Source organism: Halomonas campaniensis, assembly GCF_002211105.1.
GTDB classification, from domain to species: domain Bacteria; phylum Pseudomonadota; class Gammaproteobacteria; order Pseudomonadales; family Halomonadaceae; genus Vreelandella; species Vreelandella campaniensis_A.
In genome coordinates this window covers 400,937-423,812 of record NZ_JPUA01000034.1, presented here as the reverse complement: position 1 = coordinate 423,812, position 22,876 = coordinate 400,937, and the positions used below count along the sequence as shown (strand labels likewise).

Sequence of the window (22,876 nt, the reverse complement as noted above, 5' to 3'; positions counted from 1 at the left end):
CGGGCAGCGCCTTGCGATCCAACTTGCCATTGGCGGTTAGCGGTAAGGCATCCAGCCGTACCAAGCCGCTGGGCACCATATAGTCCGGCACATGCTCGCCAAGCTGCGCGAGTAACGCGGCGTCATCGATGTCGCTCCCGGCTGCCATCACCACGTAGGCGAACAGTTGCGCACGGCCTTCCTCGTTTTCCCGCGCGACCACTTCGGCCTCAGAGACCCCTGGCTGGTCGCGCAACAGGGCAGCGATTTCGCTCGGTTCCACCCGATAGCCGCGAATCTTGACCTGATCATCCACACGGCCAAGGAACTCCAGGCTACCGTCGAGCAGTTGGCGCACTCGGTCACCGCTGCGATAGAGCCGTTCCCCCTCATGGAAGGGGCTGGCAACAAAACGTTCCGCCGTTTGCCCCAGCCGCTGTAGATAGCCTTGAGCCAGCCCTGGCCCACCCAAGTAGAGTTCACCGGCAACGCCCTTCGGCACCGGATTAAGCCAGGGATCGAGCACATAGGCCCGAGCATTGGCCAGCGGTGTGCCGATCGGCAGCGTGCTGGCAGTTTGATCGGCCACGTCGGCTTGCTGGGTGAGAATACCTACCGTGGTTTCCGTAGGGCCGTAGTGATTGAGCACCCGGCAGGTTGGCTTGAGTTCGGTGATACGCGCCAGTAGCGCCCAGTCGGTCGCTTCGCCGCCCAGAATCAGGCGCTTGTGCGGAAGCACGTCAGCCGGAGTTGCCGCACTCAGCAGTGCCCGCAGGTGGCTGGGCACAATCTTGAGTACATCCACCTGCTGTTCCCGCATATAAGCCGCAAAGGCGTCCGGGTCGAAAGCGCACTCGGGGGAAATGAGGTGCAAGGTGCGGCCGGTGCACAAGGCACCAAACAACACCGTATGCCCCAGATCCGCCGCCACCGTCGACACCATAGCCAGGTTGCGGGCATCCTCTGGTAGCGCCAGCGCCTCCAGAACACCCTGTACGTAATTGGCCAGAGCACCGTGACTAATCGCCACCCCTTTAGGCTTGCCCGTGGAACCAGAGGTATAGATCACATAGGCGGTCTGCTGGGGATGAATGACAGGCAGTTCGTGCTCTACGGCAGCCGGAATATCGTTGATAAACGCCAGCTCCATTACCGGAATGTCATCACTCCAGCCGCAAGGCGTGCTGCTCAGTAGTAAGCGAGCGCCACTGTCAGTCAGTTGATAGGCCAAACGTTCCGTAGGTAGTTGCGGATCCAGCGGTACAAACGCCCCGCCCGCTTTGAGTACGGCGAGAATGCCGAGCACGTACTCGCACGAACGCTCAGCGTGAATGGCAACGCGTACTTCAGGGCCGACTCCCTGTGCCATTAACTCTGCCGCTAACCGTTGGGCCTGAGCATCCAAGCTGGCATAGGTGGCTGCATTATCCGGTTCATCTTGCATCGCAAGTTGTTGGGAGTGCTCTTCGACGGCTCGATCCCAAAGCTCTATAACGCTCCCAGAAGTGAATGTAGTTGTATTTCCTTCAAGCACCGAAGTGGGGGCGGGGATTTCGAGCAATGCCAATGGCGTACTCGGCGTTTTCAGCACTTGCTCAGCCAGGCTTTGTAGTGCTTCGGCGAATCTCTTGACTGTTGTTTCGTCGAACAGTGCCGCCGCATAGGCTAATACACAGCGAATACCATCAGTGGTATCGGTAAAGTCAAAGCTCAGATCGAAGTGCGCATCACCGCCGCTTAGTCCTTCAAGATATACCTTTAAGTCACCTACTGCCTTTTCCCTCTCCAGCTCTTTCTGTTGGGTGCACTTGACCTGAAATAGCGGATGTACTCCAGGTTGGCGCTCAGGCTGTAACGCTTCTACCAGAATATCGAAAGGAATATCCTGGTAGTCCTGTGCATCAAGCACGGTTTCTTTAACGGCGCCTAATAAGCTGGTAAACCCCTTGGTAGGCTCTAATAAGGTTCTCAGCACTTGAATATTGAGCAGGTAACCAATCAAACCATGTGTTTCAGCTTTGTTCCGATTAGCACTGGGAGAGCCTATACGTATGTCGCTTTGTCCACTGAAACGATGTAGCGTCAGCTTTAAAAGTGACAGCATCACCATATACAGTGAAGCGCCATGCTCACGGGCTAGCTGATGAATACCATGGCTCACCTCTTGAGATAATTGAACATGACACTGACCGACTTTCGATGTCGCCTGTGAGCCTCTTGGACGATCCAAAGGAAGCTCGATAGGCGTGTGCGAGCCCCCCAGGCGCTGGCGCCAATGGTTTAGCTGCCGCTCCATTTCGCCAGCCTCGAACCAACTTCGTTGCCAAACAGCATAATCACCAAACTGAATGGGTAACGAAGGTAATGCAGCATTGCGCTGTTGGATTCGGGCTTCGTAAAACTCGAACAACTCATTGATGAGCAACTGAATCGACCAACCGTCACAAGCGATATGGTGCAATACAATGGCAACTGCATGATGGTTAGTATCTAACTGGTAGATTGCCATGCGGAATGACGGCTCAACATCAATCGCAAACGGGCGCTGAGAGAACTCGCCAATGAGGCGCTGTAGCTCTTTTTCCTGCTCTAACTCGGTATATTGCTGTAAATCATCGTGTAATACGGGAACACGCCAGTCATTGAGAACCTCCTGGAGAGGTTCTCCCTCACTGCTCTGAGGGTATATCGTGCGGAGTACTTCATGGCGCGCCACAAGGTCATTCACACTCGACTCGAATGCAGCAACATCCAGTGGGCCTTGCAAATAAAACACACCTGGCATGTTGTAAGCCGGGCTTGCCGGATCAAGCTGCCATGTCAACCATAAGCTACGCTGCGAATATGACAACGGAAGTTGCTCAGCTCGGTTAACGGGCACGATAGGAAGCTCACGAAAATCAATGCCACTACTTCTCAGCTTATTCAGGAAACTTCGCTGCGCATCAACCTGTAATTCTGCAAAACGTTGAGCAATCTTTCTTTCGTCCAATTCCATGCCTTACTCCTCCAATTCGTTGAGCAGTTGATCCATAGTGGAGAGTCTCTTCGCGCGGCCACCATCGGCATTAACCTGTTGTAACGCGACTCGTGTTGCCATTTTCGCCAGCGTCGGGTGTTCAAAAATAAGTCTTACTGGCAACGCCTCTCCAAAGCGCTGCGTGAAACGTGCTGATATCTGAATCGCTGCAAGCGAGTGACCTCCTACCTCGAAGAAGTTGTCATGGCGGCCTATCCGTTCTGTCCCCAACACCTCGCTCCAGATCGCCGCTAGTGCATCTTCCACCTCACCTTGAGGTGGCTCGTACTGCGTGCCGCTGATTAAGTCCGGCTCGGGCAGCGCTTTGCGATCCACCTTGCCGTTGGCATTCAGCGGCAGCGCATCTAGTGCTACCATCGCTCTCGGCACCATATAATCCGGCAACTGTTGGCTCAGTCGCTCGCGTAGTGGGCTAGTGTCGAGTTCGATGCCTACTTGGGGAACCACGTACGCCACCAGCTTCGAGCCATTAGGATCTTCTTGGGCGATCACCACTGCCTCGCTAACCTCTGGCTGAGCCAGCAGTTCAGCTTCTATCTCGCCCAGTTCAATGCGTAGGCCGTGGATCTTCACCTGGTGATCAAGGCGCCCCAGGTACTCGAGCTGTCCATCCTCTCGCCAGCGCACCAGATCCCCCGTGCGATAGAGGCGTTCGCCCTGTGCAAACGGATCAGCAACAAAACGTTCCGCCGTTAAATCACTACGGTTTAGATACCCCCGGGCCAGACTTACCCCACCCAAATACAGCTCTCCAGAGATGCCCTGAGGTGCTAGGTTGAGTTCACCATCTAATACATAGGTTCGGGTGCCGCTGATGGGCCGCCCAATGGGAATTTGGCGGTGAGTTTGATCACGACACCACCAATGAGTGACATGTATCGTGGTTTCGGTTGGGCCATACAGGTCATGCAGATTGGCACCATCAAGTCGCTCAGCCACATCTTGCTGTAACGTCGCTGGAACAGCCTCGCCACCGCACATAATATGTTTGAGACGCGTCTTGGTTTTAACATCGGGAAAGGCCAGGAAGGCCTTCAACATCGAAGGCACAAAATTCAGTGTGGTAATTCCATGCTTCTGTATCAACTCAATGATACGCTCAGGATCGCGATGATCACCCGGCTGTGCGATCACCAAACGTGCTCCGACACTTAGCGGCCAGAAAATCTCCCATACAGAGACGTCGAACCCGAACGGTGCCTTGTGAAGTACGGCATCGGTATCGGTGAGCTGGTAGGTCTCCTGCATCCAGATCATGCAATTGGTCAAGGCATCATGTCGGATGGCGGTGCCCTTGGGCCGACCGGTGGAGCCTGAAGTGTAAATCACGTAGGCGAGGTGCTCGCCGTGCAGCACCACTGCAGGATTGGAAGAGACGTGATGTGCTATATCCAGTCGATCTAACTCAACAACGCTGAGTCCATCCGCTACCGGCAATGAGCCACGCAAGTGGTGCTGAGTCAGCAGCAGCTCGATGCCACTATCTTCGGCGATGAACGCCAGCCGCTCCGAGGGATACTCTGGATCCAGCGGCACATAGGCACCGCCCGCCTTGAGAATCGCCAGCAACCCCACCACCATATCGATGGAGCGCTCCATGGCGATGCCCACTCGGGTTTCGGGGCGCACTCCCAGGCCGATTAGATAGTGCGCTAGATGATTGGCGTGGGTATTAAGCTCAGCGTAGCTGAGTGACTGATCAGCAAATACAAGCGCCGTGGTTTCAGGGGTTGCCGCAGTTTGTTGCTCAATCAAATGATGAACTGGCGCAGCATCGGAGTATCCTTGAGAGTTTACTCCCCATTGAATAAGTTGCTGCTGCTCAGAATTTTCAAGCAACTCGATATCGCCCAGTGCCTGCCCTGGTGACGTAAGCAACCTTTGCAGTAGTGTCTCAAAGTATCCTGCAAGGCGTTGAATGGTCTCAGGCTCGAAAAGCTCTGACGCATAAACCATGCTAAATTTCAGCTGTCCATCAGGGAAATCCCGCACCTCTAGCGTTAAATCGAACTGAGCATCCTGCTGTAGAAACCCTGACTCAGTCAGTGTCAGGTCGGGCAATGTCTGAAACGCCGTGAGATCCTCTTGCCGATAGTTGAACATGACCTGGAAAAGAGGGTTATGAGTCGAATTACGTGTGGGCTGTAGCGCTTCAACTAGCTGCTCAAAAGGTAAGTTTGAGTGCGCCAAGGCACCGACAACAGCGTCTTGACACTGTGTCAGTATCGTTTCAAATGAGTGGCGACTATTGATGTCATTGCGCAATACCAAGGTATTAACAAAAAAACCTATTACCCCCTCTATTTCCTGACGCTGCCGATTAGCTACCGGCACTCCCACGCGAATCTCTTGCTGCCCGCTATACCGTTGCAACAGTCCTTGAAAGCCGGCCAAGAGCACAGTGAAAAGGCTTGTATTCTGGCTCTCGGCGAGTCGGCGCAGGCCCACTTGGAGCTCGTTGGAAAGAGAAAACTCATACTGACCGGCACGCTTGGCCGTCGACGTCTGGCGGGGATGGTCGGTTGGCAAGTCCAACACAGGGTGCTCACTGCCAAGCTGTTGTTGCCAGTAAGCAAGCTGTCGCTCTCCCTCACCAGCTGACAGCCAGTCACGCTGCCAACTTGCGTAGTCAGCGTATTGGACACGCAACTCAGGTAACTGAGCAGGCTCACGACGCATATGGGCACGATAGAAGGCCACCAACTCATCAAGCATAATCTGCATCGATACGCCATCCGAGATAATGTGATGCATGACAACGACCAAGGCATATGCATCGTCGCTCACACGCAGCAACGCGGCCCGCAACAAAGGGCCTGTTGAGAGATCGAACGGCTCATCATTAATCCGTCGTATCGTGTCATCCTCACGCTGCTGGGCCTCCTCAGCAGGCATGCCACGAAAATCGACGATCTCCAAGTCAAAGGAAGCGTCAGGCCTAATTAACTGTTTGGGAACCCCGTCCTTATCAACGTAAAACAGCGTACGCAACGACTCATGCCGGGCTACCAAACCGTCAAAGGCATCACGCATTGCTACAGTGTCCAATTGGCCTGATAAATGCAGAGCGCCACCGATATGGTAAGCCGTACTCTCAGGTTCCAGTTGCCATAAAAACCATAGGCGTTGCTGGTCATGAGAGAGAGGCAGTGGCTCGGCACGCTGTGTAGGTGACAATATTGGGATCGGCGAGCGCCCAGAATGGACATGATCACTGCTGATACGCTCGACTTCATTTGCCATAGCGCCCAGTGAGGAGTGTTCGAACACTGACTTAGCTGAAAAATCAATCGCCCAATGATCGCTAATGCGCGAAGCCAACTGCACCGCCGCCAGAGAATTACCCCCGTTAGCAAAGAAGTGGGCATCTCTTCCCAACGGCTTTTCCTTGCCGTCCCCCAGCACCTGGCACCAGAGCTTCGCCAACGCCTGCTCCGTTTCGCTTCCAGCTTCCGCAGTAGAGTGCGATGACTTTCCTCCGCCCTCAGCGTCACCACCGCTGACAAAACGCCCAAAGGCGTGAATGGCGTAGGCATCCAGGCTACCCGCTTCCCAGCCTTGGCGGCAGGCACTGCGCTGCAGTTTGCCGCTGGAGGTTTTGGGGAGGCCACCTGGGTTGAGCAGTAGCACTACAGAAAGTGGCTCGTGGCAAGCGCTCCCCACCGTCTCGCTTAGCGCTTCGACCAACTTCTCGGCGGGCACTAGTTTCTGTATGCCGCGGGAGACCTCTGCCGCGACGCCAATCCCCTCGGCGCCTTCAGGGGTGGTCACTGCAAAGGCCGCCACGCGCCCTTTGCGCACTGCTTCCACTTCCGCCTCGATAGCGCTCTCGATATCATGGGGGTAGACGTTATGGCCGCGCAGAATGATCAAATCCTTAATACGCCCGGCAATATACAGCTGCCCTTCGTGCAGAAAGCCCAGATCGCCGGTGCGCAGCCAGCGATCATCGCGAGCATCGTGGTTCTGTGCATCAGTATCATCGGTGCGCTGCCAACTGACCCCATCGCGGGTGACAAAGGCTTTCGCTGTTGCTTCTGGGTTCTGCCAATACCCGTGCGCCACGCTGGGCCCGTTGACCCAGATCTCGCCGACGTCACCACTGGGCAGCGAGTGAAGCCCCTCAGGATCGACAATATCGATTGCGTGACCGGGTTCCGGTGTACCGCAGCCCACCAGGGTGTTGCCTTCAACCGCTGAGGCAGCCTTTCCCTCGGCCAGCGACTGTTGAGAAAAAGCCGTGCCCACCACGCCCGTACCGCGCGAATTACAGCTAACCAATAGCGTCGCTTCGGCCAAGCCATAACAGGGTGCTGCGGTGTCAGCGGCAAAGCCCGCCGGGCGGAAGCGTTCGATAAAGCCAGTGAGGGTATCGTGGCGTACCGGCTCGGCGCCTGAGAACGCAACCCGCCAGCTGGATAAGTCGAGCGCCTCAAGCTGCTCGTCGCGGATACGCTCAAGACACAGCCGGTAGGCAAAATCGGGGCCACCGCTAATGGTGCCCCGGTGGCGGGAGATCGCTTCCAGCCAGCGTACCGGCCGCTGCAGAAAGAAGGTGGGGCTCATCAATACCGCAGGGATACCGCGATAGATGGGCTGCAGCAGGCCACCGATCAGTCCCATGTCGTGGTAAAGCGGCAGCCAACTGACGAAAACATCGTCGGCACCAATCGAGAAGCCCGTCTCGATAGCACGCTCGTTCGCCATCAGGTTGCCATGGCTGACCATAACGCCTTTGGGCGTGGCCGTGGAGCCTGAGGTGTACTGTAAAAAGGCGATATCATCACACTTTGGGTGATGCTCAATCCAGTGTTCAGCGCGGCTCTCATCTAAGGCATCCACGGGGATCAGTTCGGCGCTGCCGAAGCCTTCGCTTGCAGATGCCACCACATCGATAATCGTTGTAGAGGTAAGCACACAGGCAGCCTGGGAGTCGGCGGCAATGGCGAGCAGACGTGCCAGGTGCTGCTGCTTGGCCGACTCCGGCGGGAAGACCGGCACAGCAATCACCCCGGCGTACAAGCAAGCGAAGAACGCCACCACGTAGTGCTCATCGTTATCCAGCAGGATCAAGGCACGCTCACCCGCCGGGAACCGCTGCTGGAGCTCGCTGGCCAGGGCGCGGGAGCGCCGCTCCAGGGTGGCGTAGTCAAGGGTGGTCTCACCTTGTGCGTTCACTACAATCAGCGCCCTGTCGCTGGGCCTTTCCCGGGCCAGGCGACTTAAATGCTCGACATAGCTTCTAAAAACGTCGCTGTGGTTAGCAACATTATGGGACGGGTGGCTGTTCATTGTATGAGCGTGCCTTATATTCATATGCGTACCTGCTGGAACTCCTGGCCGTGGCGTGGGATTGAGCCGTTGTATTCAGTCGTTGGAGAGGTTGCCGTGGCCTTCCGCCATGGCGACGACGACTTTGCGCGGCCCTTTGAACGGCGTGCGTGCATGGGCGACCAGCATGTTGTCGAGCATCAGCACATCGCCTGCCTGCCAGGGGAACATCACCGTTTCATCGGCCAGTACGCCGCGGATTTCATCGAAGATGGCATCGTCAATGGGGCTACCATCGGCAAAGAAGACGTTGCGCGGCATGTCTTCGGGGTCTAGCAGCTCTTCCAGCGACTCTCGCACCTCTGGCTGCAGGTTGGAGACATGGAAAAGATGGCCTTGGTTGAACCACACCTGCTCACCGGTGACAGGGTGAGTCTCTATGCTTTGGCACAGTTGGGTGGTACGCAGGTCGCCATCGGGCTTCCACTCACAGCGAATACCCGCGCGCTGGCAGAATGCCTCCACTTCGGCGCGGTCTTCGGTGTTAAACACCTTTTGCCAAGGCATATCGAAATCGCCGTAGTTGCGTACGTAGAGAATGCCGGGGGCAAAGCGCTCGCGGATCTCTACCGGCATACGGCGGTAAATGGTGCGACTATCGGCTATCGGCGTCTCTCCCCCTTCGGGGGAAGCGGTGACACAGTGGAACCAGATTTTCATCGGCCACTCGCGGGTGTAGGCCTGCTCATTGTGGAGGGGAATATGTTGATGAGCGGGATACTCGGTCGAGGTATAAATGCCCGATGACACCGCTGAACGTGGCGTAGAAGCGAACTCATAGCTCAGCAGCGGATGACCAAAGGCGGCAGCAAACTGCTGAAAATCGTCCACGGAGGGAACATCGAAGCCTCTTAGCAGCACCCCGCCGACTCTGGCCACCAGCGTCTCAATATCCGCGCGCAACTCGCCAAAGGCTTCCAGTAGAGGCTGCCTTGGGTAGGAGGGAGAAATCATAATGGGCAGCTCCGAATCAGCTGGCCCCTGACGTTTGGATATGACGTTGGTTGGTTGCGTTAGTGTTGCGCTTTGGCTGTCCATTATTGATCTCCTAAAAATTCGTTGAGTAGCGTTTACCCTGGGCGTTTGCGTGGGAATAGCCTGAATCGACATAGCCCAGGGCAGCGGCATAGCCACTCGGCGCTGGCAGCGGCCATGCTTGCAAAGATGATGAAATGGGAAGCGAGTGCTCAAGGTGATAGGTGCCTGGCGACCCTAAAGAGGAAGTGATCGAGAGCGCCTGCAAATGATCAGCGATGCCCAGGCCCAAGGCTTTGAGCACCGCCTCTTTAACCACCCAGCGCTCCATAAAGGGCAGTGCGATGCCGTCGCGTGCGTGGCCGAGCTGCTCACTCGGCGATAGCACCAGCCCGTGCAGCGGCGCCAGTTCGGCCTCGGATCGACGACGCTCAATATCGACTCCCACCGAGCCGCCGGGGGCTAGTGCAATTAGGGCGACGTTGCCAGAGTGGGAGACATTGAAAGCAGGCCCATCAACGTTTTCCAACGCGGGTTTGCCGTAAGCGTTCTGAGTGAACACCAACTTTTCTGCCGCTATACCGGTGTGCGCGGATAGCAGTCGCCGCAGGGCCGCGCGTGTCGCCACGGCGCGCACGACATCGGCGTGATGGCGAAGCCGCTGGGCGCGCTGCCACTCAGCTCGGCTCAGCAGACGATCATCGTCGTCGGCTACCGGGGCATTCAGGTCGAGCGCTAAGCGCCATACCTCAAGCCCCTCGGGCACCCCTTCAGCTAACCGCAGGCGCTGCATGAGGTACCTCCTCAAGCCGTCGGGCCAGTGCCCGCTTTAGGGTTTCCAGCACTTGCGATTGCTGCTGGCGAATAAAGAAGTGCCCCCCTTCGAACCAGTCTAAAGAGAACGCCCCACCCGCTTCCCGCTGCCACGCTTCCAAACGCTCTTGCTCAATATCGTCTTCACGCCCAGCGAGTACCTGTAGGGGGTAAGCAAGCGGCGACCCGCCGCGATAGCGGAAACTGCGACAGAGGCGGTAGTCCGCCATCAAGATATCGAGGGTAAGGCGCAGCAGCTCAGGGCTTTCGAAGACTTCCTCTGGGGTGCCGCCCTGTTGGCGCAGATCCGCGATTAAGGCCTTATCGTTATCAAGCCCCGCTAAACGCTCTGAGTCGCGCATTGAGGGTGCCGCACTGCCTGAGGCGAATAGCATCCGTGGCTGAGGGCGCCCCACATCGCGTAAGCGTGCCGCCATGCCGTAGGCCAGCAGCGCCCCCATGCTGTGGCCGAACAGGGCAAAATCACCGCGCATCCGCGTTGCCTGCTCTTCGCACAGCCGCACCACCTGGGTCTCGAAGTCATCGATAAGCGGCTCGCCCAGGCGTTCGCCACGCCCAGGCAATTCGACGGGATATACTTCAACCCAGGCGGGCAACTGGCGCTTCCAGCGCAGATACATGGTGGCGCTGGCCCCGGCGCAGGGCAGGCAGAGCAGTCTTAAACGCTTAACCTGCATTCACCTGCTCCGCCTCAGCGTTAGCCTGCTCATCCATCCACTGGCGCAGCGACAGTGGCCGCATGTCAGTCCAGGTCTTTTCGACGTAGTCGAGGCAGGTTGGTTTATCGCCAAGTACACCGGTATCGGTCCAGCCAGCGGGAATCGCTTTCCATTCTGGCCAGAGGGAGTACTGCTCTTCGTGGTTGACTAATACGCGGAAGACACCATCTTCACGATCAAAACAGCTTGTCATGGGACTAACCTCACCGTTGCCTAAGAAATGAGAAATAAAACGCAATTGCTTCTCATTACTTAATGACGAGTGAGGAACCAGAAAATTTAATGCTGGAAAGGAAGAAAGTAGAAAAAATAGGGGGGAGGGGGCGCTAGGGCGTCGCATTACCCTTGTCAGGCTAAAAATTGCTCCGGCGGGAGGCAGCGTTAGCTCGCGACCATTGAGTTAGCCTGAAAATCGAAGGAGGAGAGTAAAAAAAGTGGCTTATCAGTTGCGCTCATCACCGCTTGGGATCAGCCCTGTTAGCATCCAGAGCTGTTCTGCTTCATGAAAGACTCGGCGGTGCAGGGAAGAAACCGCTAACCACGCATGCAGCGCTTCGCGATCAACGTCGCTTAACGTCTCTTCATGCTCGCGCATCAGCCAATCTAGCGCTGTTTGCCAAACGGCATCGTCGCCGCTGTCGTTATCCATCGTTACTGTCAAACCTCGCTATTGCGGCCTGCTTATTACCTGCCTATGGAAGCGCCTGATATTCTCAACGCTATTGGCTGACAGTGTAACAAAGCGACAACAAAGAGGGGACGGAACGCCGATTTACTTATCTGGCAACGACCGACCTTGTAGCGACTGGTGGCAATGAGTCAGCGCATCGCGAATCATAAAGTTAACTGACGTGGTAGAAACACCTAGCTGTAACGCCACTTCCCGCTGGGTATGGTTTCCCGAACGATAAAGTTCAAAGGCGCGTCGCGTACGCTCTGGCAGTTCGTTCAACGATTCGACCACCTGAGCCAACGCCTGGCGATCAATGGCAATCACCTCAGGTGAGTGTGACGCACAAGAGGCGTTATCCCCCTCCTCTGCTTTTGCAAACAGCGCTGACTCAAACGCGGAACGGCGGCAGCGGTCAATGGCGAGATTGCGCACCACCCGTGACACGTAGGATATGGGCTGCTTTACCTCAAAAAGCGTGGTTGCCTCTGAAATTTTCAGATAGGCGTCTTGCACGACATCATCGGCTTGATCAGCATTGCCCAAGACTTTTGCGGCGACACAACAGAGCCGGGGCCGCTGATTAACGAAGATGTCTTCTAACTCAGCGCTCCAGGTCTGGGTATCCACAGCACGGCCTCCTGCCTTGATTAACACCACGGAATAAATGGCAACAATTATTATTTGCGTTACCATCAGGTAAGTCAACCGGTGTGAGCTAATCCACTTTTTATAACGATATGCTGGTTGATTTTTTGTTGGCTCAGTTAATAGCGACATGTAACAGGGGCATCTCTCATACGCCAAATGCATCGATGACCTCCCATTAAACCAACTTTACGCCTGTCATCGGCGTGTCATGAATGGCTAGTTACATTGAATGAATACAGTTTTAGCCATTCACTACGACACGATGAATGCCCAGGAGAAACACAATGCTTGATAGCAGCAATGACCTGCTCGAAACGGTAAAGCAGGCGGCGTACGAGGCGGGTGCGCTGTTACGCGAGGGATATTCACTCAAGGGTAGGATTGCCTTTGAACAAAAAGGGGCGTCAGACTTTGTCAGCTACTATGATACGGCTGCGGAAAACATCATTATCGACTGTATCAGCAGCGTTTTTCCCGATATCGCGTTCCTCGGTGAAGAGAGCGGCCTGACCCCCACCGATAGCAACTATACCGTGATCATTGACCCTCTTGATGGCACCAGCAACTTCCTGCATGGAGTGCCTCATTTCTCGGTCTCTATTGCAGTCACCAAGGGAAATGAGCTGATCATCGGGGTTGTTTATCACCCCTTGCTAGATGAAATGCTGTGGGCCAGCCTTGGCACCGGCGCCTTCCTCAACGACACGCCGCTCGCCACGCCGGAACCGCGCCCACTTAACGAGATGCTAATAAGCACCTGCCTGCCCTACCACGCCAAAGGCGACTGCACGATAGCCATAAGCCAACTCGCCGCCTTAATGCCCCAGGTAGCCGGTATCCGCAGCCCAGGCTCGGCGGCGTTGGAGCTCGCTTCTACCAGCCTGGGCCGCTTTGATGCCTTTTGGTCTCAAGGGGCCGCGCTCGACTTTTGGGATATCGCCGCCGGCGTCGTGATTGCCCGAGAGGCAGGCTATACCGTCACGGATCTCTCGGGTGAGGCGAATCCCGCTCAATGGAACAGCCTAATTGCAGCGCACCCCGAGCAGCATGGCCAACTGCTAGCGTGCTTAACTTCCTGCTGATGGTAGCGGGCAATGTGCGAGCCTTCCCGGCTCGGGTCATTCGCGAATTCCTGTCACTTGTTCGTCGCATCTATCACTTTGCACGGAAGCAGGCGTGAAACCTGTCTACACTCAAAACACCCACTTCGCAGCAAAGAGAATCTCGTTGATGAAGGCTCCCGGTTTCCTAACAACTATGTTCGTATCAGCTGGCCTGCTGGCCGCTAACATCGCTCATGCTCAAGAAGAGAGTGACGCAAAGCTCTGGGATGATGCCCTGGTTAAGGCGGCACAGCAGGTAACGCTGGGGCCGCGCCCGCTGTTCTTGGTTAACGACATGAGCACGGATAATGATCACGAGCGCGAACTGAAAGCCTCTTTATTGAGCTGCGCTGCGGAGCAAACCCAGTGGCAGCGGTCTCCATTGACGATTGGACATCGTGGCGCGCCGTTACAGTTTCCAGAACATACTCTCGAATCTTATATTGCCGGTGCTCAAGGCGGGGCAGGCATTCTTGAGTGCGACGTCGCCTTCACTGCCGATGAGGAGCTCGTCTGCCGTCACTCCCAGTGCGATTTACACTCCACCACCAATATCGTCGAGACCGACTTAGCTGAAAAATGCAGAGTGCCGCCCGCTTTTGATGAAGAAAACGGCGAGCTAATGAATGCGGCAGATATTCGCTGCTGTACCAGCGATATTACCTTAGCCGAGTTTCGTAGCCTGCAAGGCACTATGGAGGGGGTAAACACTGATGCAGCTACCCTTGAAGAGTACCTGGAAGGCACGCCCGAATGGCGCACAGAGCTTTATGCTACCCGCGGCACATTGATGAGCCATGCCGACAGTATTGCGCTGTTTCAGCAGCTTGGCGTGCAGATGACCCCGGAACTAAAAGCGCCAGAAGTAGAGATGCCGTTTACAACTCATTCAACAAAAGGCTTCACGCAGCAAGCTTACGCACAAAAGATGATAGATGAGTACAAATCGGCAGGCGTTTCCCCCAGCGATGTGTTCCCGCAGTCGTTCAACCTGGAGGATGTACGTTACTGGATTGAACATGAACCTGAATATGGAAATCAGGCGGTTTATCTGGATGGCCGCTACAGCGATGACGCCTTTGATCACACAAACCCCGATACGTGGCAGCCAAGTATGCAGTCGCTGGTGGAAAGCGGCGTTCAGATTATCGCTCCTCCTACCTGGATGCTGGTTGAAGCGAACCCAGCCTTTGGAAGCGATGAACAGGCAAAACGACTGCAACCTTCGCTTTACGCCCGCCGAGCCCAGGATGCAGGCCTAACCATGATTGCTTGGACGTTTGAGCGCTCGGGGCCATTGGCAGAGGGTAATCAGTGGTACCACAGCACCACTGAAGATGTTATTCAGCGTGATGGCGACAAACTGATTACCTTGGATGCTCTCGTCAATGATGTTGGCGTTATCGGCGTGTTCAGCGATTGGCCCGCCACGGTTGCTTTCTATGATAATTGTGCGCTGCGGGGCGCGCCCTGAATTGCACCCCGCGGGAGCAGCGCGCAGCGGTGTCGGGGTTGGTGTGGTGCCATTGGGCGTCGTTCCGACGCCTCCCGCGGGTGCCTCGAAACGCTCGCTGAACTCGCGTTCTCGTTACCACGCGCTACGGATGTGCACGAAGCTGAAATGGTGGGGTTTGTAGCGCGGCGTAAGCGTCAGCGCACCCGCGACGGTGCCGGGGTTGGTGTGCGCCTCCCGCGGGTAATCAAAGGCTAGCTGGCTGAGCCTTATCCACTTCTCTGCTTTCCCAAGCCGCGTTTCCCTTCTCTTACGAAAATCATTTCATTTTTTTGTTAAAAATGAGAACTATTAGCACTAGAATGGAGCCATTATCATTAACCCCATTGCCAGGAGTGATTCATGTTCGAGGTCAAAGGCGCCACTTTTGAGATTAATGGCAAGCCGATTCTAAATCCCATTGACCACAGCTTTCATGAAGGCAAGGTTTACGGCCTGATTGGCCACAATGGCTCAGGCAAGTCGACCTTAATTAAATTAATGGCCCAACAGCAGCCCACCAGCCGTGGTGAGATTCACTTTGACCAGCGTCCGCTGAGTGACTGGGGCAACCGCGAATTTGCCCGCCAGGTGGCTTACCTACCCCAGCATTTGCCCAGTGCCGAAAGCCTTACCGGGCGTGAGCTGGTGGCTTTTGGCCGCTACCCTTGGCACGGCCTGCTAGGGCGCCACAACCAGAAAGACAAAGAGGCCATTGACCGCGCCATTGCCCTTACCCACACCGAGGCCTTTGCCGACCGCCTGGTCGACACACTCTCCGGTGGTGAGCGTCAGCGGGTGTGGCTGGCGATGCTGCTGGCTCAGGGCAGCCGATTTCTGCTGCTGGATGAGCCACTAGCGGCGCTGGATATTGCCCACCAAATCGAAGTGCTGGCGCTGATCCGCAAGCTGTGCGATGAGTTAAATCTGGGGGTCATTATTGTCCTTCACGATATCAACATGGCATCGCGCTACTGCGACGAGCTGATGGCGCTGCACAGTGGACGCCTGCTGGCTCATGGCTCCCCAAACGATTTGATGTGCGACAGCACCTTAGAAGCGATTTATGGATTGCCGATGCAGGTCATGAAGCACCCCAACGGAGAGCACAATATCGCCGTTGCGCAATGAAACGCTGTTTTCGTTATGGGCTATTAGCGTTCGCCTGCCTTGGTTCCCTAACCCCTTATCAAGCCACTGCGTCATCCGATGTCGTCACCCTGGACTGGACGGTGGCCGAAACGCTGGTCGCATTAAATAATCCGCCCGTTGGGTTAGCCGAAATTCCCCAGTACCAGCGCTGGGGCGGAGCCGAACAATTACCGAGCGGTGTTCTTGATATCGGCCTGCGCGCTCAGCCCAACCGTGAGCTCTTAGCTCAGCAGGCGCCCGATCACATCATACTCTCGCCACTGTTTATGCGCTTGAGTGACCAGCTAAATACCATTGCTCCCATCACTGCGCTGGCCAACTACCAGCTTGACGATCCACTTTGGCCACGCCTACAGCACACTACGTATACCCTAGCCGCACTGAGCGGGAATCACGACGCAGCCGCCGCGCTGATTGATGGTATTGAAACGTACCTGGGTCAACAAAAAGCGCTATTGGAAGCGCAGCCACCATTACTTATCGTGCAATTTATCGACGCGCGACATCTGCGGGTATTTGGTGAACATAGCCTGTTTCAGGCGGTAGTAGAACGGTTGGGGCTAACCAATGTTTGGCAACAACCTACCAATCAATGGGGTTTTTCCACGGTAGCGCTAGAGGAACTGTTGAGCTACACCGATGCGGCAATCATCGTCATTGAGCCACTCCCCTCAGGAATGGGCGACGGTATGGCCAGTAACGCCCTATGGCAGCAAATACCCGCCGTGAAAGAGAACCGCGTTGTTCGCTTACCGGCGGTGTGGAGCTTTGGGGGGTTGCCATCTGCTGCGCGCTTCGCTGAGTTGCTCAGCGAAGCGCTATTAGCCCGTTAAACGAAGCCATTTTAAAGAGCGCTTAGAAGTCCAATGCAGCGGAGAGCTTTACCGTGCGAGGCTCACCTTGGGTTAGATAACCGCCGGTGGCCGAGGCCCAATAATTCTCATCGGTGAGATTTTCGATATTGGCACGCAGGGTTAGCGTGTTGGTATTGAGCGGCATAGCGTAGCGAACACCTAAATCCCAGCGAGTCCAGGCATCGACTTCAAGCTGATTGGCAGCGTCCAGATACTGGCTGCCATTGCGCACCGCGCGGCCGCTAAGCGTCCAGCCGGGCGCCTGAGGAATGTCCCATTCGCTGCCTAAGACTAAACGATACCCAGGCACCCCAACCGCGTCGTTCCCTTGGTTCGTGCCGTCATCAGTACGCGTCAGTTCTGGATCAATCCACATCGCACTGCTTAGCAAACGGAAGCCGTCCAACGGTTCTCCGTAAACGCTCAGCTCCACGCCACGGTTGCGCTGTTCGCCATAGTAGTCGTAAACACTGGTCTGAGGGTCGATAAAGGCGTTGGGCTGCTCAATTTCAAACAGGCTTAAGCTACCACCCAGGTTACCCAGATCGAGTTTGGCGCCTAGTTCATTCTGCTTGGCTTCGACCAGGCCAATGCTCTGCCCAGCATTCACCGCCGTGGTAGGCGCCGTATCACCCGGCTGTAGCGCTTCAATATGGTTGGCGTATAGCGATAGGGCTTTGGTCGGTTTTACCACGACGCCATATACAGGCGACAACCTTGTATCGCTAAAGTTGTTGTCAAAGTTGCCGTCGTAATCATAGTTGGTGACGTCGACTTCCTGATAGCGGGCGCCCAAGGTAAATAGCAACCGGTCATCCAGGAAACCCAGAGTATCGGAAAGCGATACGCCGTCGTTACGGGTGCGGCTACGCAGATTAGGGTCATTCATATCCCCACCGGCGAATACTGGTTCGCGCAGCGAGATGTCGGCGGGCTGATAAATATTGGTGGGTAAACCAGGCGAAGCCATTTCATAAGCCGAGCGCGTGGTGCGATAAACGCTGGAATAGCCTAAATCCAATTGATGGCTGACCGCACCTGTATCGAATACTCCACGCAAACCAGCCTGCCCTCCCATACTTTCAGCACGATACGGCACTTCCATCTGGCCGATAGTGGCTGCGCCATCCTCTGCATTAACCGTAGGCGTTGCATAAATGCCGCTTTCACGAGTGTCGCTGCCACCCAGCGCTGCATAGGCAGTCCAACTGTCGGCAATATCGTACTCCCCACGCAGCATCGCGAAGTTGGTCTCCAGCTCAGTATTGACCCACTCCGGCGCATGGTTGCTACTTGCTGAGGGGGCATCGGGCACCCGGCTTAATCCGGATCCTACGCGTACCACTGGACGACCACCGTTCACAGTATGGCTTTGGTGACCAATATCCAAAGAGGCCCGGCCACGTTCACCACGATAATCCAGCCCAATAACGGCGGAGGTCGCACGACGCTCTTCATCATCAATCGCGGTGTCACCCCGGCCTCGCTCAATACTGGCGCGAACGCCAAACTGGTTCTGATCGCCAAAACGCCGACCCAGCTCGATGCCGCTTTCCACATAGCCGCTGTCGGTCACCCCGGTGGTCAGTTGCATAAGCGGCTCATCCGACGCACGTTTGGGCTCAACATTGATCGCTCCGCCAACGCCAGAGCCACTGGGTGAAACACCATTGGCAAAGGCATTGGCACCTTTAAACAGCTCCACACGTTCGGCAATATTGGTCGCGACCACCTGCCGTGGCAGAACGCCATAAAGTCCACCGTAAGCGATATCCTCACCATCAAGTTCAAAACCGCGAATCTGAAACTTCTCCGCGTAGTTGCCATAGCCATAGCCGCTTTGTACCGATGCATCATTGATTAACACATCCGCCAGCGTCTCCGCCTGCTGATTTTCGATCAGCTCAGCGGTAAACCCAATCACATTGAACGGTACATCCGCCGCATTACGCTGGCCCCAGGTACCTACGCGGGCACCGGCAGCCACTTGGCCACCGGCAAATGCAGGCGCCGGAGTATCACCACTCGCTGTAGCCTCCCCGATCACCGTGACGGTCTCAAGCGATGCGCTGTCATTGGAGGATGCTTGCGCCCAGACAGCGCTGGGCACCGGTAGTGTCCCTAGCAGCATGAACGTGAACGAACGCCAGGAAAGAGAGGGTCGTGACATGGAGAGTTCCTATTTCAACAAGAGCAGGCCGTAGATGAATGACGCAATGGGAGCATGCACTCTACATCAAAGCAGAATCATTTGCATTTGACACAACGACGCGTTTAATGCATTCACCTATTTTAGTGATATGCATTATCGTTTATGATGACCTCAACCTTATTTCTCCCGTGAGCTGTTTCAAAGCCCTGTGATGGAGCCCCGCGATGCCCTCTGCTCTGCGTCAGCCACAACTGTTCGAGCCCTCGTTGGCCGCCTGCTATACCGGGCCGTTGGCGAATTTTACGCCGCCGTTAATCGGTGGAACGCCACCGCTGGAAGCGTTCAAAACAGCCCGTTGGCGGAATGCCGATTGGCTTAAAGAGGATCTTTCCCGTTTCGCTGAACAGTACCCAGACGGAGACCAGCGGGCAGTGGTATCAATCTGGTCGAAATGGCACTTAAGTGCGCTAACCGTTCCCACGCTGACAGCCAATCTGCTGCTCAACCGTGACTTGCCGGTGGGGCTGGACGACATGCAGGTTCTCTTCAACGACAAGGGCGCCACCTCGCGGCTGTGGTTGCCCCATGAAGGCACGCCGATAACCACTCAAGATCCGTTTGAGCGTTTTGCTACCCTGATTGAGCAGCACTGGGCACCGTTGATCGAACAATTAGCGGCCATCTCCGGCGCCGCAAAGCGGGTGTTCTGGAGCAATGCCGGTGGCTACCTGGACTTTTACGTCAATGCACTGGGCGAGCATCCGCTTGCCAGTCAGCAGGCGTTTGAGGCCGCCAAGGCGCTGCTGGAAGCGCGCAACCTGCCCAGCGGCAAGCGCAACCCGCTGTTTCAGCCGGTGCGCTACTTTACGCCCAAGGGAAGTGAGGAAGTTAAGCGGGTACGCAAGCTTTGCTGCCTGCGCTATTTACTGGATGAGTTTGATACCTGCGGCACCTGCCCGCTAGAGGGCTGCGACCTGGAAGCACGAAAGCGCGCCAAGCAGGTCGCCCGTTAAAACGTTAGCTATTTTTAACACGGTTTAGATATTAATTTGCGCAACAGCGTCCTCACTCGCTCGTGCACGCTGTTCGCCTTTCAGCTCGCTTAGCTGGCCCTTCGACATCTCAAGCAACCGGTCGGCGTGGACGAAGTAGCTGTCGTCATGGCTGATGGCAAACACGGTTTTCCCCATCGCTTTTAAGTTCGGTAACAACTCGCGGTAGAACAGCCGCCGGAACTGCGGGTCTTGATCCGCCGCCCACTCGTCCAGCAATAAGATATCGCGCTTCTCGGCAATGGCCAGCAGTAGCGCCAGACGCTTACGCTGGCCTTGGGAGAGCTGAGTGTTAATAACGCGATCACCCTCCCACTGCAGCTTGTGCTGCATCTGCAGCCGCTCAAGCCAGGTATCGACGACCTGCGGGTCAGCGGGCAGCCCTTCTGGCCCCATGGTCTGATCAAACTGATGGAAATCGGTAAACACGCTGGCAAAACGGGCGCGAAACGCCTCCCACTGAGCAGCGGTGACCACCTCGCCATCAATCTTAATGGTGCCACTTTGGGGGCGGTATAATCCCGAAAGCAGTCTTGCCAAAGTCGACTTACCGCTGCCGTTACCGCCGATCAGAAACACCTGCTCACCGCGCTCAAGGGTCATATTAAGCGGCCCTACCTGGAAGCCTTCGCCCTGGGCAGTGGCCGGGTAGTGGTAGGTGACTTCTTCCAGTTCAAGTCGCTGCCAATCGGACAGCGTATCGTCGACGGCAAAGCTTGACTGGTACTCGGCCAACTCCAGGCTGCTCAATTTATCAAAAGCAACCTGGGCACTGATCAGCGTTGGCCAGGCGCCCACCGCCTGAATCAGCGGCGTGCGCAGGAACAGCAGCGTCAGCGCAAAGGTGGAAGCCACGGTGGTATTCGCCCAGCCCAACCCATTAGAGAGAAAAAACACCACGCCGATGGCGCCCAACATCATAATGTTAGACCAGTTATTGGCGCTTAAGTGGTAGGTATCGGCGCGGATGATGTGGTGACGGTAGTCACGGGCATTGGCGGTATAGCGCTCGTCATAAAAGCGCCGGGCACGGTCGCGGTTGAGCGCCAGCTCTTTGCGCCCTTCAATGGCCGCCTGGAAATCTTTATACAGACTGTCTTCGCTTTCACGCACCAGGCGAAAGTGGCGATACACCCGCGACACCAGCACCCAACCCACGCCCATGGTGAACGCGATCCACACCACGGTGATCACCACCATTTGCGGAGAGAGCCATGCCAAGTAAGCCACCGATGCGAGCGTTAGCACCACACCTTGAATCAACTCTGGGAGGCGCACAAAGCCAATGGTGATGTTACGTACATCGCTGGACAGGCTAGCAAGCAAGGTGGCGTTGCCCAGCTGCTCCAAGCGCTCAATATCGGTGTCGAGAATCCGCTTTACCAGTCGTGAGCGTAGGTCAAACACAAAGTGATGCCCCAGCACGGTCAGCGCCAACTGTGTACTGAGCGTAACCGCCAGCAGCACCGCCAGCAGGCCTAGAAATTGCGGCAGCGCCGCCATACTGCCTACTTCAATAAGCCGCTGATTGATAAACGCAATCACCCCGACCCCTAAACCAGCGCTCAATAGGCTAAGAGCAATGGCGCCTAGAAAGGGCCAGCGGTAGTGATGAAATACTAAGCGCAGCAGTTCCATGGTGCTCCTTGCCTTCCTGTAAAGAGCGCTGAAGTCTACCAGCAGCACCTCTCACCAAGAAGGCGTCATTTATATTGGGTAGTAAACCGTTGGCCTGACAGGTCGTATCGACGGGCTATTACTAATAACTATTTAAAGTCTTTTATGTCAGATGGTTATCCCAGCGAATTTCCAGGCTGGCGAGCAGCTCGGGCGTTGACGAGTCAGGCGTTACACGGTAAAGCCCGCCCTGGCCGGAGGAGACCAGAAAGCCGCCGTTGCCGTCGCAGCGGGCGCCAGCGGCGTCGGGCAGTGCCAGGCTGGCAACCAGCTTGCCTTGGGCGGCATCCAGCAGCAGCACCTGGTTGCCACGGGGGGCGGTAACTAAAACATTGGCCGCGACACGGCTAAACGCCACGCTGGCGATGTAGTGATTCAGGCTGGCGGTGACCTCCTCGGGCAGCGCCAACTCAGAAAACTGGCCATTAGTATCCAGACGGCAGATCAGCGGATGAGACTCCCACTCGGGGCCTTCGAACTGGTACCCGGCAATCACCGTGCCGTCCGCCGCTACATCCAGATGACGGCAGCTTAGCTGGTGGTGCGAAGGCGCGTGGCGAGCCACTATTTCACCGCTATGGCGATCCATTAGCAGCAGCGCCGGGGCCATGGTGTCCAGATTGAGTTTGACCCGGCCATAGTCAGGGTGGGTCTGAATACCCCCTAAACCAATCACCAGGGTGTCGCCATCCGGCATTAGCCGAAGCTCATGGGGCCCGATACCACCCAGCGGCATATCGCGCACATGGGTGTAGGCGTTGGCAGCGTCGTAAACACGCACGAGCCCGGCGCTGTCCTCCAAACGATTGGCGGTGACATACAGATAGCGCCCGTTCAGGTCGAAAACGCCATGCCCGTAGAAGTGGTAGCCCTCCCCGGCCGCAAGGGTGTGGGCTAATTGGCGGTTGTCCCCATCGATCACATGCATCCTTGTGCCAGGGCGGCGAGCAAACAGCACCGCCTGGCGGGAAGCTGGCCGCAGACAGCCACCATGGCAGCGCTCGGGTACTTCGATCATAAAGCGGGTCTGACCATCCAATGCCACCCCGGCGATGTAATGCCCTCCGCTGGGGTCATCTACTGCGCTAAACAGCCAATCCACCTCGTCCCGGGCGGGCAGCGCCCAACTCAGCGGCGTTAGCGCCATAGCCACGCTGCCTAACCCCACTTTGAGTACTTGGCGTCGCTGCATGGT

At 56.2% G+C, this 22,876-nt stretch carries 16 protein-coding genes; 5 read left to right on the top strand and 11 right to left on the bottom strand.

What is annotated here, in order from left to right:
• The 8 genes from JI62_RS14395 to JI62_RS14360 form a co-directional block, all read right to left on the bottom strand.
• Positions 1-2,977: amino acid adenylation domain-containing protein (locus tag JI62_RS14395; protein WP_141101336.1), on the bottom strand; the 2,977-nt coding region annotated here is incomplete at its 3' end.
• A 3-nt stretch (positions 2,978-2,980) separates the two neighbouring features.
• Positions 2,981-8,311, bottom strand: coding sequence for a non-ribosomal peptide synthetase (locus JI62_RS14390; protein WP_088700807.1), 5,331 nt, complete (start codon positions 8,309-8,311; stop codon positions 2,981-2,983).
• Positions 8,312-8,386: 75 nt separating this feature from the next.
• Entirely contained in the window at positions 8,387-9,388 is a 1,002-nt protein-coding gene (locus JI62_RS14385) for a TauD/TfdA family dioxygenase (RefSeq protein WP_088700806.1), read from the bottom strand.
• 10 nt (positions 9,389-9,398) lie between these two features.
• A complete protein-coding gene (locus JI62_RS14380) occupies positions 9,399-10,118 on the bottom strand; it encodes a 4'-phosphopantetheinyl transferase family protein (protein ID WP_088700805.1) in 720 nt (239 codons plus the stop codon).
• Positions 10,096-10,836 carry a thioesterase II family protein gene (locus JI62_RS14375; RefSeq protein ID WP_088700804.1) on the bottom strand — a complete coding sequence of 247 codons (741 nt, stop codon included), beginning with the start codon at positions 10,834-10,836 and terminating at the stop codon, positions 10,096-10,098. Before JI62_RS14375 ends, JI62_RS14380 begins: the two co-directional genes overlap by 23 nt.
• Complete coding sequence (locus tag JI62_RS14370; RefSeq protein WP_035564240.1) at positions 10,826-11,071, bottom strand: MbtH family protein; 246 nt, start codon at positions 11,069-11,071, stop codon at positions 10,826-10,828. The genes JI62_RS14375 and JI62_RS14370 overlap by 11 nt, the downstream gene beginning before the upstream one ends.
• 249 nt (positions 11,072-11,320) lie before the next feature.
• Positions 11,321-11,527: a FecR/PupR family sigma factor regulator gene (locus JI62_RS14365; RefSeq protein ID WP_088700803.1), complete on the bottom strand. Its 207-nt coding sequence runs from the start codon at positions 11,525-11,527 to the stop codon at positions 11,321-11,323.
• 123 nt (positions 11,528-11,650) lie between these two features.
• On the bottom strand, positions 11,651-12,178 hold the full coding sequence (locus tag JI62_RS14360; protein ID WP_240513255.1) for an RNA polymerase factor sigma-70: 528 nt from the start codon (positions 12,176-12,178) through the stop codon (positions 11,651-11,653).
• Between the two features lie 305 nt (positions 12,179-12,483).
• Here JI62_RS14360 and JI62_RS14355 point away from each other — a divergent pair, with 305 nt between their 5' ends.
• From JI62_RS14355 to JI62_RS14340, 4 genes are all read left to right on the top strand, one after another.
• The gene (locus JI62_RS14355) at positions 12,484-13,281 is read left to right on the top strand and encodes an inositol monophosphatase family protein (protein ID WP_088700802.1); all 798 of its coding nucleotides are present in this window, start codon (positions 12,484-12,486) and stop codon (positions 13,279-13,281) included.
• Positions 13,282-13,456: 175 nt separating this feature from the next.
• Positions 13,457-14,776, top strand: a complete 1,320-nt coding sequence (locus tag JI62_RS14350) for a glycerophosphodiester phosphodiesterase family protein (RefSeq protein WP_205737527.1) — start codon at positions 13,457-13,459, stop codon at positions 14,774-14,776.
• A 381-nt stretch (positions 14,777-15,157) separates the two neighbouring features.
• Positions 15,158-15,925 carry an ABC transporter ATP-binding protein gene (locus JI62_RS14345; protein ID WP_088700800.1) on the top strand — a complete coding sequence of 256 codons (768 nt, stop codon included), beginning with the start codon at positions 15,158-15,160 and terminating at the stop codon, positions 15,923-15,925.
• Positions 15,922-16,779, top strand: a complete 858-nt coding sequence (locus JI62_RS14340; protein ID WP_088700799.1) for an ABC transporter substrate-binding protein — start codon at positions 15,922-15,924, stop codon at positions 16,777-16,779. The genes JI62_RS14345 and JI62_RS14340 overlap by 4 nt, the downstream gene beginning before the upstream one ends.
• Before the next feature lie 22 nt (positions 16,780-16,801).
• Here the strand turns inward: JI62_RS14340 and JI62_RS14335 are convergent, their stop codons facing one another.
• Positions 16,802-18,970 carry a TonB-dependent receptor gene (locus JI62_RS14335; protein ID WP_088700798.1) on the bottom strand — a complete coding sequence of 723 codons (2,169 nt, stop codon included), beginning with the start codon at positions 18,968-18,970 and terminating at the stop codon, positions 16,802-16,804.
• A 206-nt stretch (positions 18,971-19,176) separates the two neighbouring features.
• On the opposite strand from JI62_RS14335, the gene fhuF reads away from it, so the two are divergent.
• On the top strand, positions 19,177-19,965 hold the full coding sequence (fhuF, locus tag JI62_RS14330) for a siderophore-iron reductase FhuF (RefSeq protein WP_088700797.1): 789 nt from the start codon (positions 19,177-19,179) through the stop codon (positions 19,963-19,965).
• A 24-nt stretch (positions 19,966-19,989) separates the two neighbouring features.
• Here the strand turns inward: fhuF and JI62_RS14325 are convergent, their stop codons facing one another.
• The gene (locus tag JI62_RS14325; protein WP_088700796.1) at positions 19,990-21,642 is read right to left on the bottom strand and encodes a multidrug ABC transporter permease/ATP-binding protein; all 1,653 of its coding nucleotides are present in this window, start codon (positions 21,640-21,642) and stop codon (positions 19,990-19,992) included.
• A gap of 142 nt (positions 21,643-21,784) precedes the next feature.
• A complete protein-coding gene (locus JI62_RS14320; protein WP_088700795.1) occupies positions 21,785-22,873 on the bottom strand; it encodes a DUF1513 domain-containing protein in 1,089 nt (362 codons plus the stop codon).
• Positions 22,874-22,876: the final 3 nt, after the last annotated feature.

Coding starts and splice junctions, on each gene's coding strand:
- JI62_RS14390 (WP_088700807.1), bottom strand. CDS start 8,311: ATGAACAGCCACCCGTCCCATAATGTTGCTAACCACAGCGACGTTTTT.
- JI62_RS14385 (WP_088700806.1), bottom strand. CDS start 9,388: ATGGACAGCCAAAGCGCAACACTAACGCAACCAACCAACGTCATATCC.
- JI62_RS14380 (WP_088700805.1), bottom strand. CDS start 10,118: ATGCAGCGCCTGCGGTTAGCTGAAGGGGTGCCCGAGGGGCTTGAGGTA.
- JI62_RS14375 (WP_088700804.1), bottom strand. CDS start 10,836: ATGCAGGTTAAGCGTTTAAGACTGCTCTGCCTGCCCTGCGCCGGGGCC.
- JI62_RS14370 (WP_035564240.1), bottom strand. CDS start 11,071: ATGACAAGCTGTTTTGATCGTGAAGATGGTGTCTTCCGCGTATTAGTC.
- JI62_RS14365 (WP_088700803.1), bottom strand. CDS start 11,527: ATGGATAACGACAGCGGCGACGATGCCGTTTGGCAAACAGCGCTAGAT.
- JI62_RS14355 (WP_088700802.1), top strand. CDS start 12,484: ATGCTTGATAGCAGCAATGACCTGCTCGAAACGGTAAAGCAGGCGGCG.
- JI62_RS14350 (WP_205737527.1), top strand. CDS start 13,457: ATGTTCGTATCAGCTGGCCTGCTGGCCGCTAACATCGCTCATGCTCAA.
- JI62_RS14345 (WP_088700800.1), top strand. CDS start 15,158: ATGTTCGAGGTCAAAGGCGCCACTTTTGAGATTAATGGCAAGCCGATT.
- JI62_RS14340 (WP_088700799.1), top strand. CDS start 15,922: ATGAAACGCTGTTTTCGTTATGGGCTATTAGCGTTCGCCTGCCTTGGT.
- JI62_RS14335 (WP_088700798.1), bottom strand. CDS start 18,970: ATGTCACGACCCTCTCTTTCCTGGCGTTCGTTCACGTTCATGCTGCTA.
- fhuF (WP_088700797.1), top strand. CDS start 19,177: ATGCCCTCTGCTCTGCGTCAGCCACAACTGTTCGAGCCCTCGTTGGCC.
- JI62_RS14325 (WP_088700796.1), bottom strand. CDS start 21,642: ATGGAACTGCTGCGCTTAGTATTTCATCACTACCGCTGGCCCTTTCTA.
- JI62_RS14320 (WP_088700795.1), bottom strand. CDS start 22,873: ATGCAGCGACGCCAAGTACTCAAAGTGGGGTTAGGCAGCGTGGCTATG.